Here is a 17,668-nt window from a genome sequence, read left to right on the forward strand (position 1 = left end):
TGAGTAATAACGGATAGTTAAAATTGCATGTACGTTAATTAACCGTTTTTGTATTGAATAAATCTAATGCGGCGGCTGTCATTGCTCTGACTCCGGTTTTAATTGTCAGCGGGTAATCAGGCGCGAATAAACTTGAGTGTAATGAAGGGAGTGTTTCGCCTGTTTGTTGGGCTTTTTGATATTGCTCAGGATCCACACCGCCTAACCAAAAAATTGTAATTGGTACGGGTTGTTCGGTTCTTCCGTAAAGGCCAAAATCTTCACCAGCCATAACCGGATCTGCTTTTAGTACGTTTTCGGCTCCTAACTCTTTGGTAATACTATTTTTTACTTGCTCGGCAAGGGCCGTATCGTTAATTGTTGATGGAATAGACTCCTCATAATGTACCTTTACTTCCGGATAAAGATGTTTTTCAAGCCCAGCACTCATTGCTATGCCATCACTCATTCGTTTAATAGCTGCAATTTGTTGATCTCGAACAGCAGAATTATAAGACCGTAGAGTGAGTTGTAATTTAACTTCGTTTGAAATGATATTGTGTTTAGAACCACCATGGATAGAGCCAACGGTGAGAACAGAAGGTTCAAGTGGTGTGACTTCACGGCTAGTAATTGTTTGAAGTGCTAATACTAAACGTGCGGCAATAACAACAGGATCTATCGTTAGGTGTGGGTAAGCGCCATGACCACCTTTCCCTTTAACTGTGATGTCGACAGAATCGACGCTTGCAAGGGCATAGTTTGGTGCAATTGCGACTTTGCCGGCTTCAAGTCCTGCACTTACATGCAAACCAATAACATGATCTGGTTTTGAGAACTGCTCAAAAAGTCCTTGTTTGAGCATGGCTTTTGCACCAGCACCAACTTCTTCAGCTGGCTGTGCAATCATAATCAAAGTTCCTTGCCATTGTTTTTTACGAGAAACGAGTTGATCTGCAGTGCCAATAAAACTTGTCATATGAATATCGTGGCCACAGCCATGCATTACTCCAACAGTATTATTGTGCTGATCAATCGTGGTAACTTTTGAGGCGTAAGATTTATTGGTTTGTTCAATAATAGGTAGGCCATCTGTATCTGTACGGATCATGATAGTAGGGCCATTGCCATTTTTAAATATTCCTACTACACCATAGCCGCCATAATTATCAGTAACTTCAAAACCTAATTTATCGAGCTGAGCACTAATTTTTTTTGCTGTTTCTTTTTCGTGGTATGAGAGTTCAGGACTTTGATGTAAATCTAGATAAAGTTGTTCCAAAGGCGCTAACTTGTTTTGTACATCACTTTCTAAAGTGCTCGCATTACTAGAAATACTAACTAGCAGTGCTAAATAGGCTAAAGTGTTTTTTTTCATTCGCAATTCCTTATTATTTTTGGTCATCATTGATATAGATTGCTTGTAATATTTGCTTTGAGCACCATATAACAAAACATAATCATTAAATTGGCAAGTAAGATGAGTAATATTTTAGATTTAAACGCAGACAATTTTCAGCAAGTGTTGGGTGAGGTATCTCAGCAAAAATTAGTCGCATTAGTATTTTGGACACCTCAAAGCCCTGAATGCGTAGCGCAAATTGCAACTTTTGAGCGAATGATGAGTGATTATGGTGATTATCTTGTCCTGGCAAAACTAAATTGTGATAACGAACAAGCGTTAGCATCTCAATTAGCACAACAAATTGGGCTACAGACAATACCGACTACTGTCCTTTTAAAAGATGCTGGCCCAGTGGATTTATTAAGTGGTCAGCAAACAGAGCAACAACTAAAAGATTCTTTAGCAAAACATTTGCCTAATAGAGCTGATATATTATTGGAAAGTGCTAAAAAAGCACTTTTAGCTGACGATCATAACCAAGCCTTCATTTTTGCTAAGCAAGCATATGAACTTGATGCGAGTAATAGCAAAATAAAGCTCGTTTTTGCAGATATCTGTGTAAATATTAAAAAGCTTGATGAAGCAAAAGCATTGCTTGCAACGATTCTTGAGAATGAACAAGACCCTTATTTTTTAAATATTGCCAGTAAACTAGAATATGCTTTTAATCAGTTTGATTCCCCAGAGATTAAACAACTGCAACAACAGGTCGAAGAAAAGCCTGATGATTTGGAACTAAAGGTAAAGTTAGCGCATGTCTTAGATCACGCAGGGCGAAAAGCTGAAGCGCTAGAAATTTTATTTAATGTACTAAAAAAACAACTTAGCTTTGGCGACGCTAAAAAAGATTTTTTAGCTATTATAGATAGCCTTCCAAGCGGGGATAGCATCGCAACGCAATATCGTCGAAAACTCTATAGTATTCTTTATTAGAAATAACCTTAGGATTTCAATCTCTGTAACTTATTTATCATATTAACTTGTAATAATGGAAAGTTGATCGATACTTAGAATCCACCCTAAGCAGCACAATGGAGATGGTTTTAGCCAGTTTATTGCTACTTTTGGTGGTTTTGTGAGCTAAATTAATTTAAATCGTAGTTTTATCAACCTTTCTTAAAATAACGCTTGCCAAAAAAGTTCGCCGCCCTATAATGCGACCCCACTGACACGGCAGCACACCACGCTTAGCGGGGTATGAGAGTTGAGTCAGAGAGTTAAATAAAACTTAGTTTGCTTCGAAAGAATTTAAAATTAAGTGTTGACTTGAAAGGTGAAACGTTTATTATAGCGCTCCACTTCGCAGCAAGCTCTTAGAGTTGGCGCTGCAACGTTCTTTAACAATTTAAGCAATCATCTGTGTGGGCACTCGTACAGGTTGAGTTCTAACAGCTTAGTTCGAAACTTTGGTTTTGAATGAAGCAAAAAATTTAGAGTCTCAATAATGAATGAGTGGCTATACAGTCAATTTGATTTCACTTTCTCTTTTTATTAAGCGTTGTGAAAACAAAAATCAGAATTCATTGAGCAGTCGAAAGACTAAAAACTTTTAATTGAAGAGTTTGATCATGGCTCAGATTGAACGCTGGCGGCAGGCCTAACACATGCAAGTCGAGCGGTAGCACAGAGAAACTTGTTTCTTGGGTGACGAGCGGCGGACGGGTGAGTAATGCTTGGGAACATGCCTTTAGGTGGGGGACAACAGTTGGAAACGACTGCTAATACCGCATGATGTCTACGGACCAAAGTGGGGGACCTTCGGGCCTCACGCCTAAAGATTGGCCCAAGTGGGATTAGCTAGTTGGTGAGGTAATGGCTCACCAAGGCAACGATCTCTAGCTGGTTTGAGAGGATGATCAGCCACACTGGAACTGAGACACGGTCCAGACTCCTACGGGAGGCAGCAGTGGGGAATATTGCACAATGGGCGAAAGCCTGATGCAGCCATGCCGCGTGTGTGAAGAAGGCCTTCGGGTTGTAAAGCACTTTCAGTCAGGAGGAAAGGTTACGTTTTAATAGAGCGTAGCTGTGACGTTACTGACAGAAGAAGCACCGGCTAACTCCGTGCCAGCAGCCGCGGTAATACGGAGGGTGCGAGCGTTAATCGGAATTACTGGGCGTAAAGCGTACGCAGGCGGTTGATTAAGCGAGATGTGAAAGCCCCGGGCTCAACCTGGGAACTGCATTTCGAACTGGTCAACTAGAGTGTGATAGAGGGTGGTAGAATTTCAGGTGTAGCGGTGAAATGCGTAGAGATCTGAAGGAATACCGATGGCGAAGGCAGCCACCTGGGTCAACACTGACGCTCATGTACGAAAGCGTGGGGAGCAAACAGGATTAGATACCCTGGTAGTCCACGCCGTAAACGATGTCTACTAGAAGCTGGGGTCCTCGGACAACTTTTTCAAAGCTAACGCATTAAGTAGACCGCCTGGGGAGTACGGCCGCAAGGTTAAAACTCAAATGAATTGACGGGGGCCCGCACAAGCGGTGGAGCATGTGGTTTAATTCGATGCAACGCGAAGAACCTTACCTACACTTGACATCCAGAGAAATCGCTAGAGATAGCTTTGTGCCTTCGGGAACTCTGAGACAGGTGCTGCATGGCTGTCGTCAGCTCGTGTTGTGAGATGTTGGGTTAAGTCCCGCAACGAGCGCAACCCCTATCCTTAGTTGCCAGCGAGTAATGTCGGGAACTCTAAGGAGACTGCCGGTGATAAACCGGAGGAAGGTGGGGACGACGTCAAGTCATCATGGCCCTTACGTGTAGGGCTACACACGTGCTACAATGGCGAGTACAGAGGGCAGCAAGCTAGCGATAGTGAGCGAATCCCTTAAAGCTCGTCGTAGTCCGGATTGGAGTCTGCAACTCGACTCCATGAAGTCGGAATCGCTAGTAATCGCAAATCAGAATGTTGCGGTGAATACGTTCCCGGGCCTTGTACACACCGCCCGTCACACCATGGGAGTGGGTTGCACCAGAAGTAGCTAGCTTAACCTTCGGGAGGGCGGTTACCACGGTGTGATTCATGACTGGGGTGAAGTCGTAACAAGGTAGCCCTAGGGGAACCTGGGGCTGGATCACCTCCTTATCACGATTTAGAACTGATTTGTTCGCAGTGTCCACACAGATGATTGTTAGTTAAACGGTTTAGGCTGTTTAATTAATATTGCTCTTTAAAAATTTGGAAAGCTGATAGAAAAAATTCTTTGAATCGAAAGATTCGAAAGAGTTTTCAAAAGTAAAATTATGCCATTTGCATCGAAAGATGTGATTGGTGTCTACTTTAGTATTCAATATTTAACTTCTGGCGAAGTTTAAATCAGTCCTTTATGTATAACTCAAACTATTTTGGGTTGTATGGTTAAGTGACTAAGCGTACACGGTGGATGCCTTGGCAGTTGGAGGCGATGAAGGACGTATTAACTTGCGATAAGCCTAGTCAAGCTAGTAAAAGGCGCTTGAGACTAGGATTTCCGAATGGGGAAACCCAGTGAGTTTACTCACTATCATATAGTGAATACATAGCTATATGAGGCGAACGCGGAGAACTGAAACATCTAAGTACCCGTAGGAAAAGAAATCAACCGAGATTCCGGAAGTAGCGGCGAGCGAAACCGGAGCAGCCCTTAAGTTTATTTGTGATTAGTGGAATGTTCTGGAAAGGACAGCGGCACAGGGTGATAGCCCCGTACACGAAAATCTATAGTAAGTGAAATCGAGTAGGTCGGGACACGTGTTATCTTGACTGAATATGGGGGGACCATCCTCCAAGGCTAAATACTCCCAACTGACCGATAGTGAACCAGTACCGTGAGGGAAAGGCGAAAAGAACCCCTGTGAGGGGAGTGAAATAGAACCTGAAACCGTGTACGTACAAGCAGTAGGAGCACCTTCGTGGTGTGACTGCGTACCTTTTGTATAATGGGTCAGCGACTTATATTTTGTAGCGAGGTTAACCAATTAGGGGAGCCGTAGGGAAACCGAGTCTTAACTGGGCGTATAGTTGCAAGGTATAGACCCGAAACCCGGTGATCTAGCCATGGGCAGGTTGAAGGTTGAGTAACATCAACTGGAGGACCGAACCCACTAACGTTGAAAAGTTAGGGGATGACTTGTGGCTAGGAGTGAAAGGCTAATCAAACCGGGAGATAGCTGGTTCTCCCCGAAATCTATTTAGGTAGAGCCTCGGACGAATACTTACGGGGGTAGAGCACTGTTAAGGCTAGGGGGTCATCCCGACTTACCAACCCTTTGCAAACTCCGAATACCGTAAAGTACTATCCGGGAGACACACGGCGGGTGCTAACGTCCGTCGTGAAGAGGGAAACAACCCAGAGCGCCATCTAAGGTCCCAAAGTGTATGTTAAGTGGGAAACGATGTGGAAAGGCCCAGACAGCCAGGAGGTTGGCTTAGAAGCAGCCATCCTTTAAAGAAAGCGTAATAGCTCACTGGTCGAGTCGGTCTGCGCGGAAGATGTAACGGGGCTAAACATACCACCGAAGATGCGCCTGCGTACTTTGTATGCGGGGTAGGGGAGCGTTCTGTAAGCCGTTGAAGGTGATCCGAGAGGGTTGCTGGAGGTATCAGAAGTGCGAATGCTGACATAAGTAACGATAATGGGAGTGAAAAACTCCCACGCCGGAAGACCAAGGGTTCCTATCCCATGTTAATCAGGGTAGGGTGAGTCGACCCCTAAGGCGAGGCGGAAACGCGTAGTCGATGGGAAACGGGTTAATATTCCCGTACTCGGCATGAATGCGATGGGGAGACGGAGCAGGCTAGGCAGGCATGGCGTTGGTTGTCCATGTGAAAGTAAGTAGGTTGGAGACTTAGGTAAATCCGGGTTTCCTTAAGACTGAGATACGAGACGAGCTACTACGGTAGTGAAGTTGTTGATGCCATACTTCCAGGAAAATCCTCTAAGCTTCAGTTCATGAAGAATCGTACCCCAAACCGACACAGGTGGTCAGGTAGAGAATACTAAGGCGCTTGAGAGAACTCGGGTGAAGGAACTAGGCAAAATAGTACCGTAACTTCGGGAGAAGGTACGCTGCTGATGGTGAAGGGACTTGCTCCCAGAGCTATTGGCAGTCACAGTAACCAGGTGGCTGGAACTGTTTATTAAAAACACAGCACTGTGCAAAATCGCAAGATGACGTATACGGTGTGACGCCTGCCCGGTGCCGGAAGGTTAATTGATGGGGTTAGCGGCAACGCGAAGCTCTTGATCGAAGCCCCGGTAAACGGCGGCCGTAACTATAACGGTCCTAAGGTAGCGAAATTCCTTGTCGGGTAAGTTCCGACCTGCACGAATGGCGTAATCATGGCCACGCTGTCTCCACCCGAGACTCAGTGAAATTGAAATCGCAGTGAAGATGCTGTGTACCCGCGGCTAGACGGAAAGACCCCGTGAACCTTTACTATAGCTTGGCACTGAACATTGAACCTACATGTGTAGGATAGGTGGGAGACTTTGAAGCAGGAACGCTAGTTCTTGTGGAGTCGTCCTTGAAATACCACCCTTGTAGTTTTGATGTTCTAACGTAGGTCCCTAATCGGGATTGCGGACAGTGCCTGGTGGGTAGTTTGACTGGGGCGGTCTCCTCCTAAAGAGTAACGGAGGAGCACGAAGGTTTGCTAAGTACGGTCGGACATCGTACGGTTAGTGTAATGGTAGAAGCAAGCTTAACTGCGAGACGGACAAGTCGAGCAGGTACGAAAGTAGGTCATAGTGATCCGGTGGTTCTGAATGGAAGGGCCATCGCTCAACGGATAAAAGGTACTCCGGGGATAACAGGCTGATACCGCCCAAGAGTTCATATCGACGGCGGTGTTTGGCACCTCGATGTCGGCTCATCACATCCTGGGGCTGAAGTCGGTCCCAAGGGTATGGCTGTTCGCCATTTAAAGTGGTACGCGAGCTGGGTTTAGAACGTCGTGAGACAGTTCGGTCCCTATCTGCCGTGGGCGTTTGAGAATTGAGAGGGGTTGCTCCTAGTACGAGAGGACCGGAGTGAACGAACCGCTGGTGTTCGGGTTGTCATGCCAATGGCACTGCCCGGTAGCTACGTTCGGAATCGATAAGCGCTGAAAGCATCTAAGCGCGAAGCGAGCCTCGAGATGAGTTCTCACTAGAGCTATAAGCTCTCTGAAGGGCCGTTGGAGACTACAACGTTGATAGGTTGGGTGTGGAAGCGCTGTGAGGCGTTAAGCTAACCAATACTAATTACCCGTGAGGCTTAACCATACAACGCCAAAGTGGTTTGTATGAAGCACTGAAGAACAAGCAAGAAGTTAAATAGCACTGAAGTAGACGAATTTGAATATCAGCCTTCCGAATTTTAGTTAATTGCCAAGGCGATTAACGAACCAGATTTGCTTGGTGACAATAGCGTTTTGGACCCACCTGATCCCATTCCGAACTCAGTAGTGAAACGAAACAGCGCCGATGGTAGTGTGGGGTTACCCATGTGAGAGTAGGACATCGCCAGGCTCCCAATTTAAAGAAAGCCTCTGAGAAATCAGAGGCTTTTTTGCTTTTAGAATAAAAATATTTTTGTTCAAAACGCAGGTTGTATCTCTTCATAATCCTCACCTTTATAAACCTAAACCGCTTTGTTAGACACTTATTTTTAATCACAGGAAATAGGCTTTTAAATCACTCCAAACTATTCGAGAATAGCTTTTAAAGTGAAGTAAAGAAAAGTGCTAGTAGCTAAACGTCTATCGCATTCTAAATACCTTGTGACCTTACAATATAGGGGCTTTATCGCCTTGAGGCGTTACTTGGTACCAAGGGAATTACTTAGAGCTGATAATTATTATTAAATAACAATCATTCAAGTCAAAAAATTAAATACCCGCTATAGTTCCTATTATGAATAAATAATAATTGTATCTCTCTTATGGATGAACAATATTTATCTATTATTCCTATTTTGGAGTTTAACCAACGCTATGAGGTCGTATCTGCTAATTTACCTTGCTCCCAGCTGCTTGGTTTTAACAAAGATCAATTAAATGGCGTTAATTTACATAAAATATTCAATTTTAATCATGAAATTTTATTTTCTCCCACTTCAACGGGACAATTAGGTGCAGAGTCAGCGCTGGTAACTACAGATAGTTTTCGTTCTTTTTTACTTACAAAGATCTATATAGAACAAATGGATAGCTTAAAATCCATTGTTGTTACTGTCGCTGAGACAACACAACTCTCAATTACAAATAATATCAGTACTCAAGTCAAAAGTGATTTCAACTTACTGCAAAATGCAGTCAGTGGCGCAAATATCGGTATTTGGCGCTACAACATAATGAGTAAAAATACTGATTTCTCACAAAAATCAAAAGAGTTACTCGGGTTAGCGCCTCACACAGAACTGACATGGCAGACATTTATTGAAACAGTCCACCCGCATGACCAAGTGCTTTTTGAAGCTTTTTTCGATAATCATCTTGAATTTAGATTATTGCTTCATTTTGAGTTTAGAATCATTGTTGAAGGCGTTTATCAATGGTTTGAACTCAGAGGTGAGCTTGTCGAAAGGACCGATGGTGATAGTCATATTTACGGCACACTCATAAATTGCCATCAAGAAAAAGAAATGGTGATTGCATTAAATGATGCAAACGAAAGTAAAGCTTTGGCAATGGAGGCAGGAAAAATAGGCACTTGGCGTGCATCTAAATCTGGAAATGATTGGACATGGAATTGGGATAAGCTCACTAATGATATCTTCCAATTAGATGATGATGATATAGGTTGCTTAGAAAAATGGGCTGAGCGGGTTCACCCTGAGGACATAGATCAAGTACTTAAGCAACTTGAATCCTCATTAATAACTGGACGAGAGTTTAACGAAAAATACAGGGGGGTATTGCCTTCAGGAGAAATAATTTATGTATCAGCTCGAGGTGTGGTTGGTAAAAATGCATTAGATGAAAACTATCGTATTGATGGTTTTTGTGTAGATGAAACTGAAATTTATGAAGCGCATGCGCAATTAAAAAAACTAAACCTAGAACTCGAAGCTCGGGTTGAAGAAAGAACGGCAGAGCTAACTCAAGCAATTACGCAAGCTGAACTAGCAAGTAAAATTAAATCTGAATTTCTAGCCATGATGAGTCACGAGTTAAGAACTCCGATGAATGCAATTATTGGTTCATTAGAGTTGCTTTCTTTATCAATTAACGCACATGAAGAGAGTGAACTTATTAATACTGCATCTATGTCTGCACACAACCTAGTCAATATTCTAAATGACATCCTCGACATTAATAAGATTGAGTCAGGTAAACTAGAAATAGAAACCCATGATTTTGATCATCAACAGCTTATATATAATATAGTAAAAACCTTTGAATCAACCGCTAGCAATCAAGGTGTAACACTGATTATTCATGAAGATACAAAGATGCCACCGATTGTGTCTGGTGATGAAATTAGAGTTAGGCAAATTATTATGAATATCATAAGTAATGCGGTTAAATTTACGGCTGGTAATGATAAAGAAATAAAGATTGTAACCTTCTGTATTCAGTGGAGGCAAATAGGAGGTTGTCTATTTGAAATAATTTATGAAATTATTGATACTGGTATTGGTATTAATCAAGAAACTCAAAAAAGACTCTTTACACCTTTTATCCAAGCTGAAAAGTCAACTACCCGTAAATTTGGTGGAACAGGTTTAGGGCTAGCTATCTCAGGAAAATTGGCTGATATGATGGGGGGCTCAATTGAGCTAAAAAGCCATGTTGGTATAGGTAGCAAATTTACTATAAAGCTTCCTATTTGGCAAAATTCAAATATCCCAAATTCTCCAAATAAAGACGTCCTTTTTGATAAAATTACATTGATACATTTTAATCACACAGACAAGGTTGCAGCAACTCATATCAACACCATCGTTTCGTGCTTTTGTCACGTTCTCCATGATACAGAGTTGGAAAATTACTCCCCAGACGACAATGATGGGATGCTTATTTTTATTGATCTTGACATAATTAACCACATTGATTCTTATCAGTTACTTTCAGAGTTAGCAGTGCCTTTTGTTATTTTTACCGATAACAGCTCGCTAGCACAAAGTCGCCGAGCGTTAATGACGTCGCATGTCTATATCTGCCATCCTCAAACCATCTCGTCCATAAAGGCAATTTTAATTTATTGCAAAAATTCAGCAGCACACAATGACTACATTGATCAAGGTGATCTAGATTTAGATTTTAACTTTAGCTCTCAGTTAATAGCACCTCAGCAGGACACTTCAAATACGCTTAAGTCCGGTATTTTGCTAGTGGAAGATAATGTAGTGAACCAAAAGCTCATAGTTAAACAGTTGCAACGGCTTGGTTATCAATGTGAAATCGCAAGTAATGGCAACGAGGGATTTGAAAGTTGGCAAAAAGAGACGTACAAATTAATTCTAACTGATTGTCATATGCCTGAATTAGATGGTTATAACATGACAAAAAAAATTCGTGAATCTGAATCTGAGCGACAAATCGTTCGTATTCCGATTATTGCCGTAACCGGGGCTGCGATGAAAGGAGATGAAGAGTATTGCTTCTCTTTTGGTATGGATGATTTTGTCAGTAAACCGATAAAATTAGATAATTTAAAAAGGATTTTAGACCGATGGTATGCTTAAATTATGAAACAACTTAAAACGCTTAACCCGCAAACTTTAAAAGATTTAATTGGTAATGAACCAAATGAGATTATTCAATTTCGTATTCGTTTTTTACAGCAGGCGCAAGACAACCTTAAAGCACTAGTAACACAATTTAATCACGATCAATTTGATGAAATTAAAGAAAATGCCCATTTTTTGAAAACATCAGCCAAAGCGATAGGCGCGGAAGTCACTGCTGATTTATTACAACAACTTGAAATATGTGCACTCAATCAACAAAAAAAGCGATGTAAGTTCTTAATTAAGAGCATTACTGACGAAATCAAACTCGTTTATCAGGAATGTAAACTATGAGTTCAGAATCAAGACTTGCATCAAGGCATCCAAAAGTTGTTCTTCTATACCAGGATAAAGAAAATACGGACTGTTTAGATCCATTAATATTAGATATCAGTGACGAATATCGTGCGCTTAAGCTGACAAAAACAATTGCCAAAGATATCAAACAGCTGTCACCTCATGTAATTATTTTTGCCCTTGATACTGTGTTTAACAGTACCAAAACTTATTTACACTTAGTCGAAAATAATATATTGCGTAATAATCACTTCAGTATTCTTTTATGTAGCAACAAAGAGTCAGGGCTTGCTTTTCAAGCCTGTGTCAGAGAGCTATTTGATGATTATTTTGTTTACCAGCCACTATATGAGAAATTTCGTTTAAAACTCATCATTCATCATGGTCTGAAGCAATGTAGAGGCTCTTATCAATTTGATCAAAGTCAAATTGAAAAACTCAATGCGCAAAATGAAGAATTTACTCAATTAATAGAGCAAGGGTTTCAATGTCGACAAGAGTTGGTTGATACAGTGACTAAAAGTAAAAATAACATATCGACTCAAACCCAAAGTAACAAAAATGACGAACAACAGACTGATGCAGAGCAAGATTTAAAAAATAAGTTAATGGCAGAGATAAATGAGCACCACTTAGCCCCGATGTTTAAATTACTCGAATCAAATATTGCATCAACAATGAATTCACTAATCCAGAGTCTAACCAAACAACAGCAAACTCACTTAACTCAAACTCAAGCAAGCATTAGTGCATCGAATAAAAATGAGCGCTCAAACTACTTAGATAATTCAGAGTTGCAAAAATTCATTCATTCACTTGAAGCATTCGAACAAAAAAATCTCCCTAAAAAAATTTTAGTCGTCGAAGACAATTCACTTTACCGTGAAATGATTTCAAGCGTACTGACAAAAGAACACTTTGAAGTTGATGAAGCTGAAGATGGCTTAAAAGCAATTAGAAAAATTAAAGAAAATAATTATTCTCTCATTATCATGGATTTATTCATGCCTCACTTAGATGGTTTAAACACCACAAAGCACATTCGTTTGCTGCCAAATGGCAAAAATACTCCCATTATCGCGTTATCCGGAAATAAAAATAAGCAACTTGTGCAAAAGTGGGCATCACATGGACTTGCAGGCTATATCATGAAACCATCAACTAAAACACAGATTTTAGATACTGTGGAAAAGGCATTGAGTTAAAAGAACTATCAGCTTTATTATTTAGGCTTACTTAGCAAGTGCCAATTAGCGAAAAATCAAGAAGAGGTACTTACCTGCTTGAAATTGAACGCAATGGCACAATCTAACTACGATATCAAACGTATAAGCTGATCTATACTTAGTTAAATCTGTTAATTGAAAAATCACTTAGTTCAATTGTTGGGTTATTGCTTGATATCAAAGCTGTAATTAATTCAGCTGAAGTAGCGGCTAATGTTAAGCCTAAATGCTGGTGTCCTAAATTAAAATAAATACTTTGATGTTTACCAGATTGAGAAATTATAGGCTTTGAATCAGGTAAACTAGGTCTACAGCCCATCCACATTATTAAATTATCATCAGTTAATTTGGTTGTAATTGCAGGCCAAATAGCTTGTCCTAAAGGGAGCAGAGCCAGTGCCCTTTTATAGTTGGCAGGTTGTTTTAGCCCTGAAAACTCAACAGTTCCTGCTAATCGAAGTCCTTCAGCCATTGGAGTCATGATAAATTTTTTATCAAATGATGCTATTGGTATTTTGGGCATTGATGCTGCTTGCGCCATCAAGTGATATCCTCGTTCAGCTTCTATTGGGATTTTATAGCCCAACTGTAAGCATAATTTTTTACTAAAAGCACCAGTACATAAAACTAATTTATCAAATGATTGAGATTTAGCATCTATAAAGCCCACTATTGGCTGGTTCTTGAGGTGGTTAATTTCAGTGACTTCAGTTTTCTTAAATATCACGCCTAACCTCTGACATTCTTGGTACAGCGTTTGAGTTAACAAATATGGATTTATAGTGTGACCAACTTCGTTGAAGTACAGGGCACAATGAACTCTGGTGTCTAGGCCTGGCTGGAGTTGTTCGAGTTGGGCCCGATTTAGTAATTGAACTGAAATATCTTCCGCTTGGTATAACGCTAATATTTTGAGAGCTTGCTCAGAGCTTTGTTGTTCGAATGTTAGTAGGGAGCCTTTTAACTCGATTAAATGCTCCATTCTTAATTCAGATAATATCCTTTTCCAAGCTGGAAGTGCTTGTAGGTTTAAGCGTCTAAGTGCGAGTTTATTTTTTTCATAGGCGCTGGGACGCATATTAGTTATGAATTTTAAAAACCAAGGTAATGCTTTTAATAAATAAGGGAGTGAAATTCTAAAGGGGCCTAGAGGGTCGAGCAGCATGCTTGGAATTTTTGGTAATAAACTGCTGTCTGCTAAGGGAAAAACTTGTTCAGTTGCAAAATGGCCTGCATTGCCTTTTGAGCAACCTTCACCTATACCTAGTTTGTCTATTAAGGTCACTTGGTAACCCGCTTTTTGCAATTGTAAGGCAGTGGTGACACCTATAATACCCGCTCCAATCACAGCGACTTCTGGTTTTACATTATTAATATTTGGCATAGAACTTAAAAATTCATTGATATTGCATACAATATACATTACTTTATCTCTTATACAAGTTTGTTTATTATTTTTTGGAGAGATAAATGCGTCCTAATTGGCATGGGGTTTACCCTGCGGTTTCAACTCAGTTCAACCAAGATTCAACAATTGATTTTGCGCAAAACGCTAAAATGTGGGAGAACCTGATTGACGAAGGTGTTCATGGGATTATCGTTTGTGGCACGGTTGGTGAAAACTGCTCTTTAACTGCAGATGAAAAACGACAAGTAATGAAAGCGGCTGTTGAAGTAGTCGCAGGTCGTGTTCCTGTTCTTTCAGGTGTTGCAGAGACAACGACAGCGGCCGCGGTTGCATATGCAAAAGATGCACAAGAGATTGGTATCGATGGCTTAATGGTTTTACCCGGCATGGTTTATCGTTCAACAGAAGCTGAAGCTATTGTTCATTATCAACAGGTGGCACGATCAACTACATTACCAATAATGATTTATAACAACCCAGTCGCTTATGGTGTTGATGTGTCGATAGCCGGAATGAAGGAGCTCGCTGCTGAACCGAATATTGTTTCGGTAAAAGAAGCGACAACTGATACTCGTCGTATTACTGAGTTATTTAGAGAGTTCGGAGATCGCTTTATTATTTTTGGCGGGGTTGATGATATTGCACTTGAAAGTTTAATGCTTGGTGCAACTGGTTGGATTTCAGGATTAACTAATGTATTTCCGCGAGAGTCAGTTGCTATTTTTAACCTTGCACAGCAAGGTCGGTATAGCGAAGCACTTGAGATTTGGCGTTGGTTTTTACCATTATTACGCTTAGATACAATCCCAACATTAGTTCAGTGCATTAAATTTGCAGAAGAGCTGGCAGGTCGTGGTTCTGAGCGCGTTCGTGCACCTCGTTTACCATTAGCTGGTCAAGAGCGTGCTTACGTTGAGCGTCTTTACAAAGAAGCGTTAGAAAATAGAATCGATTTAGCTAAATTCAATTAATCAGACAAGATTTATTTGATCATTGAAATTATGCCAGAAATAAATTGGCATAATTTCAAATAATAACAATAAGGGATCGATATGATTAAAGGTACGTTTTTTTGTATAGATGCACATACTTGTGGCAATCCGGTAAGGCTAGTAACCTCCGGGCACCCAATACTTAGCGGTTCTTCGATGGGAGAAAAGCGAGTTAATTTTATTAATGAATTTGATTGGATCCGAAAAGCGCTGATGTTTGAGCCTCGTGGGCATGACATGATGTCCGGAGCTTTTTTATATCCCCCTTGTTCAGAAAATGCAGATGTATCTATTTTATTTATCGAGACATCTGGCTGCTTACCTATGTGTGGCCATGGCACAATAGGGACTTTAACAGCAGGTTTAGAGGCGGGATTAATTAAACCAAAAGTAGCCGGTAGACTAATCGTTGATGTTCCTGCAGGGCAGCTTCAAGTCGAGTACCAGCAAACAGCAGCTAAGGTCGATTGGGTAAAAATTTATAATATTGCATCGTATTTAGCACATGAAAATATTCAAATAGATGTACCAGAACTTGGTTCAATTACTTTAGATATTGCTTATGGTGGAAATTTTTACGCGATTATTGAACCTCAGCTAAATTATCCAGGTTTACAAGATTGGTCACCGGATAAAATTCTTAAGTTTAGCCCCTTGATACGTGAGATTGCCGGTAAAGTCGTTGAGTGTATTCATCCATTGGATGCGAAAGTGAACGGTTTATCTCATGTAATGTGGACTGGAGCACCTCAACAGCCTAATTCAAGTGCCGCCAATGCAGTTTTTTATGGTGACAAAGCAATTGATCGCTCACCTTGTGGAACAGGAACCTCAGCCAGAATGGCGCAACTATATGCTAAAGGGTTATTAAAACAAGGTGAGCCATTTGTACACGAAAGCATTATTGGCAGCCAATTTGTTGGCAAAATTGAATCTGTAACCGAGATTGCAGGGATCACAGCCATTATGCCTTCAATTCAAGGTTGGGCGAGAGTTACAGGGCATAATCAGATCATTGTTGATGATGAAGATCCCTACGCCTTTGGTTTTCAAGTAGTTTAAGGAGAAAATAATGTTATCAGGATTAAGCTTTATTAATGGTCAATGGCAAAGTAACTCAGATGATTGTTTTTACGCAATTAATGCAATTGATCACAGTCAAATGCAGCCACAATTTATTAATTGTTCCAAAGAGTTATTAGATGAAGCGTGCCTGCAAGCAAAAGCGGCATTTATTGAATATCGACAGACAACACCTTTGCAGCGAGCTGATTTTTTAAATGAAATAGCTCACCAACTAGCCTTAGCCGAACCATTATTACTTGAGCGTACCACAGTTGAAACTGGACTACCTACAGGAAGAATTCAAGGTGAATTAGCCAGAACAATCAATCAACTACGTCTTTTTGCCACCAACCTTATTAAACAGCCCGTTTTTATGGCTCACGATTTTGCACTACCCGAAAGAACCCCGTTAGCGCGTCCAGACTTAAAAATGTCTCAGTTACCTTTAGGTCCTGTTGCCGTATTTGGTGCAAGCAACTTTCCTCTCGCGTTTAGCACGGCTGGCGGAGACACTGCATCAGCACTTGCGGCTGGGTGTACAGTGGTTTTTAAAGCCCATGTTGCTCACCCAGGCACCTGTGAAATTGTCTCTCGTGCGATTGAAAAAGCTATCAGTATTTGTGGTATGCCTTGTGGAGTATTTAGTTTATTGCAAAGTAAATCGTACGAGATAAGCCACAGTTTAGTAAAACATGTTGCAATTAAAGCGGTCGGTTTTACCGGCTCTTATCGTGTCGGTATGGCATTGCTCGACAGTATTAAAACCCGAAATGAACCCATCCCATTTTATGGTGAGCTTGGCGCAATTAATCCCCAAATAATATTGCCTAATTTTATTGCTCAAAATTCCTCAGGTTTAGCTCAAGAGTTTGTAACATCAATGGCAATGGGAGCAGGCCAGTTTTGCACTAATCCTGGCGTTTGGTTAGTTAATAAGGAAGAGGCAGCGGAATTTAAAGCCAAACTTATCCCTTTAATCGAATCTTCAGCAGCTCAAACCATGCTTACCCCTGGTATTTTAAATGCGTATGCTCAAGGCTGTCAGCGCCTAGCTGAACATGCAGAAGTCGTTGCAAGTGGGCTTGTTGATGATAAAAAAGCATCGGTTTATTTATTTACAACTTCGGCAGATCAATTTTTGTCAAATCAAGCATTGCATGAGGAAGTATTTGGCCCTGCATCTCTAATGGTTACTTATAAAGATTTAGCTGAAGTTGCAAGTATTATTGATGAACTTGAAGGTCAATTAACCGCTTCGATTCATGGCAGCCTTGAAGTCATTGAGCAACATAAAGGGCTTGTTGAGGCACTTTCATTTAAAGTTGGGCGGCTTATTTTTAATCAAATGCCAACCGGGGTCGAAGTATGTGATGCGATGATGCATGGTGGGCCTTTTCCTTGCTCAACTGATGTAAGAAGTACCTCAGTTGGTAGTTTTGCAATCGAACGATTCTTACGTCCAATTTGTTATCAGAACCAACCTTAGTTTTTATTATTGTTAGAAGCAAAGCAGTCTTGAAGACTGCTTTTTTCGTTGTAGCATTAAATGATTCTTTTTGCCTCTGGTCTTTTTTTTTCAACTAGTTAAACTAG

The 17,668-nt window shown here is 40.9% G+C and carries 9 protein-coding genes and 3 rRNA genes; 10 read left to right on the plus strand and 2 right to left on the minus strand.

Going from position 1 to position 17,668, the window contains the following annotated elements:
- Positions 1-34: 34 nt before the first annotated feature.
- The gene (locus PTUN_RS04390) at positions 35-1,357 is read right to left on the minus strand and encodes a M20 metallopeptidase family protein (protein ID WP_009838493.1); all 1,323 of its coding nucleotides are present in this window, start codon (positions 1,355-1,357) and stop codon (positions 35-37) included.
- Between the two features lie 102 nt (positions 1,358-1,459).
- Here PTUN_RS04390 and PTUN_RS04395 point away from each other — a divergent pair, with 102 nt between their 5' ends.
- The 7 genes from PTUN_RS04395 (at position 1,460) to PTUN_RS04425 (ending at position 12,589) form a co-directional block, all read left to right on the plus strand.
- Positions 1,460-2,317 (plus strand): tetratricopeptide repeat protein, encoded by an 858-nt coding sequence (locus PTUN_RS04395; protein WP_009838494.1) that lies wholly within the window; start codon positions 1,460-1,462, stop codon positions 2,315-2,317.
- A 617-nt stretch (positions 2,318-2,934) separates the two neighbouring features.
- Positions 2,935-4,476: ribosomal RNA gene (locus PTUN_RS04400) — 16S ribosomal RNA — on the plus strand.
- A gap of 271 nt (positions 4,477-4,747) precedes the next feature.
- A 23S ribosomal RNA gene (locus PTUN_RS04405) occupies positions 4,748-7,636 on the plus strand.
- A 131-nt stretch (positions 7,637-7,767) separates the two neighbouring features.
- Positions 7,768-7,882, plus strand: a 5S ribosomal RNA gene (rrf, locus tag PTUN_RS04410).
- Together the 16S, 23S and 5S rRNA genes form the textbook arrangement of a ribosomal RNA operon.
- A gap of 412 nt (positions 7,883-8,294) precedes the next feature.
- Positions 8,295-11,042, plus strand: a complete 2,748-nt coding sequence (locus PTUN_RS04415; RefSeq protein WP_009838495.1) for a PAS domain-containing hybrid sensor histidine kinase/response regulator — start codon at positions 8,295-8,297, stop codon at positions 11,040-11,042.
- A 3-nt stretch (positions 11,043-11,045) separates the two neighbouring features.
- Positions 11,046-11,381, plus strand: coding sequence for an Hpt domain-containing protein (locus PTUN_RS04420; protein ID WP_009838496.1), 336 nt, complete (start codon positions 11,046-11,048; stop codon positions 11,379-11,381).
- Entirely contained in the window at positions 11,378-12,589 is a 1,212-nt protein-coding gene (locus PTUN_RS04425; RefSeq protein ID WP_009838497.1) for a response regulator, read from the plus strand. The genes PTUN_RS04420 and PTUN_RS04425 overlap by 4 nt, the downstream gene beginning before the upstream one ends.
- 139 nt (positions 12,590-12,728) lie before the next feature.
- On the opposite strand, the gene PTUN_RS04430 is transcribed toward PTUN_RS04425, so the two are convergent.
- Complete coding sequence (locus PTUN_RS04430) at positions 12,729-14,033, minus strand: NAD(P)/FAD-dependent oxidoreductase (RefSeq protein ID WP_009838498.1); 1,305 nt, start codon at positions 14,031-14,033, stop codon at positions 12,729-12,731.
- A 47-nt stretch (positions 14,034-14,080) separates the two neighbouring features.
- Between PTUN_RS04430 and PTUN_RS04435 the strand changes: the two genes are divergently transcribed.
- The 3 genes from PTUN_RS04435 (at position 14,081) to PTUN_RS04445 (ending at position 17,561) form a co-directional block, all read left to right on the plus strand.
- Positions 14,081-14,989, plus strand: a complete 909-nt coding sequence (locus PTUN_RS04435; RefSeq protein ID WP_009838499.1) for a dihydrodipicolinate synthase family protein — start codon at positions 14,081-14,083, stop codon at positions 14,987-14,989.
- A gap of 81 nt (positions 14,990-15,070) precedes the next feature.
- Positions 15,071-16,072, plus strand: coding sequence for a 4-hydroxyproline epimerase (locus tag PTUN_RS04440; RefSeq protein ID WP_009838500.1), 1,002 nt, complete (start codon positions 15,071-15,073; stop codon positions 16,070-16,072).
- A gap of 10 nt (positions 16,073-16,082) precedes the next feature.
- Positions 16,083-17,561, plus strand: coding sequence for an aldehyde dehydrogenase (NADP(+)) (locus tag PTUN_RS04445; protein ID WP_009838501.1), 1,479 nt, complete (start codon positions 16,083-16,085; stop codon positions 17,559-17,561).
- The last annotated feature ends 107 nt before the right edge of the window (positions 17,562-17,668 follow it).

Source organism: Pseudoalteromonas tunicata (genome assembly GCF_002310815.1).
GTDB lineage: Bacteria > Pseudomonadota > Gammaproteobacteria > Enterobacterales > Alteromonadaceae > Pseudoalteromonas > Pseudoalteromonas tunicata.